A 1,757-nucleotide genomic window follows, 5' to 3' on the forward strand; every position below is an offset into this window, starting at 1 on the left:
ACTAAAGCTCTCTTGACTTGTTTCATTAGTGTCGTGAGTTAAGATTTTTATTGATTTAGTTGACATGGTTAACAATAACACTAATAAAACAATACCAAACCAGTATTTTTGCTGAACCTATTTGCTTTGTTGCACAAACAGAGCAAATAGGTTCATTAATTAATAATTAATAATTACCTGGTGGTTAAAACCGTTACATAATTGAATATATAAGGAAATTCAAGAGCACTTTTTTCTCCACAGCGAGTGAGAGGCTTTATCATTTTCTTTGTGGGTTTAATACCCCACCGTCAACGGGGGTGTTCAAAATTACTTGGGGTGAGAATCCCCATGTAATTTTCCTCCTGTCTCCTGTCTCCTGTCTCCTGTCTCCTTCTTCAAACCTTGATTTTTCGGTAAAAATATTGGAATTTTAGGGGTTATGAATTTATCAAAATAATTAGCTCTAAAACCATGCTTTTTAATCAGTTATCAGTTAAATCTTTTTTCTAGTTTGATCAAAAGAATAAAGTGAGAATTTAACTTCTGAATTATTACTTCTGACTTGATCAAAAACTTGATTTTTTCCTCTCAAATCACACAATCCCAAAAGTCCCAAAATTTACGTCAAAAATACTAATTTCAACAAGTACCTGCTAATTTCGACATAATAGAAGTAATATAGTTAACCTAAGAGAAAGTTATAATTCAGCTCCTCACTGCCATTGTGCCTAATTCTCAAGGAGGGACAAAATGAAAGAACAAAATCAAACTCGTAATTTATCTGTTGGTATTGTGGCCAGTGTTTGTGCATTGGCAGTGGCGGTAGGTGGTGGCATCGCCTTATGGACAAATTTACAATCAACCACCACAAAAACTTCTGATAATTCTCAGACTTTTACAACTCCCTCAACTCCAAAGTCGCCTGATGAGACTTTGCCTCCCCCACCTCCTGCTAAAGTTGAATCTCCAGACTCTGTTCCTTTATATGTGCCTCAACCCAAAGCAGTTACAGAAAAAACTGTAGAACTTTATTGGGTTAAAGACACTACTGGAGAAATTGATTTAGTTTCTTCTACAGTGAAATTAGAAACAGCAGACGAACCGGAAGCTATTTTAAAAGCTGCTTTTGACCGCTTGCTCGTAGGTCCAGCAAATACCGATGTCCTTAGTGCTATTCCCACAGGTACAAAAGTTCAAGCACTTACTGTTGAAAATAATGGGGTCTACATCGACTTATCTGAAGAATTTACTTCTGGAGGCGGTAGTGCTTCGATGATGAGTCGCTTAGGACAAGTTATTTATACTGCCTCTAGTTTAGAACCAGATGTAAAAGTGTGGATTTTTGTGGGTGGTAAACCTTTAAAAATGCTTGGGGGTGAAGGTTTAGAAGTATCTCAGCCCATTACTCGTGATAATTTTCAGCAAGAATTCCAATTTTAGATATCATATACCATTTTAGGGGCGGTTTTAAAGTAAACAAATAGTTCAAAGCCGCTCCTGACAAAGTCAATTTTTTCAGTATCTACTCAGAATCACGATTTACAGTATCAGGGGAAAAAGCAGGTAAACAAATAGCAATATATTCTGCTCCCTCAGCACCAGGTGTACTGTATTTTACCCATTCTCCCTTACGAGCTATTACTACTTGGCCAGCATTAACTTCTAACTGACCGCCTTCATACTCAACACATAGTTTTCCTTGAAGTACCAGAGTAAATTCATCAAATTCTGGCCTTTGACCTGGTTCCATCCAGCCACTAGGAGAGCGCATTTGG

General features: G+C 37.2%; 2 protein-coding genes. One reads left to right on the top strand and one right to left on the bottom strand.

The features are described from left to right. Positions 1 to 732 precede the first annotated feature (732 nt). Positions 733 to 1,422 carry a GerMN domain-containing protein gene (locus F6K13_RS31655; RefSeq protein WP_124145883.1) on the top strand — a complete coding sequence of 230 codons (690 nt, stop codon included), beginning with the start codon at positions 733 to 735 and terminating at the stop codon, positions 1,420 to 1,422. A gap of 82 nt (positions 1,423 to 1,504) precedes the next feature. Here F6K13_RS31655 and F6K13_RS31660 read toward each other — a convergent pair. Further along, positions 1,505 to 1,757, bottom strand: a 253-nt coding sequence (locus F6K13_RS31660) for a cupin domain-containing protein (protein WP_287289657.1), incomplete at its 5' end; no start/stop codon positions are given.

It is taken from the genome of Okeania sp. SIO2B9 (assembly GCF_010672505.1).
Classification (GTDB): Bacteria; Cyanobacteriota; Cyanobacteriia; order Cyanobacteriales; family Microcoleaceae; genus Okeania; species Okeania hirsuta.

Excerpts from the sequence above, each read along its gene's own strand:
- F6K13_RS31655 (WP_124145883.1), top strand. The coding sequence starts at position 733 with ATGAAAGAACAAAATCAAACTCGTAATTTATCTGTTGGTATTGTGGCC.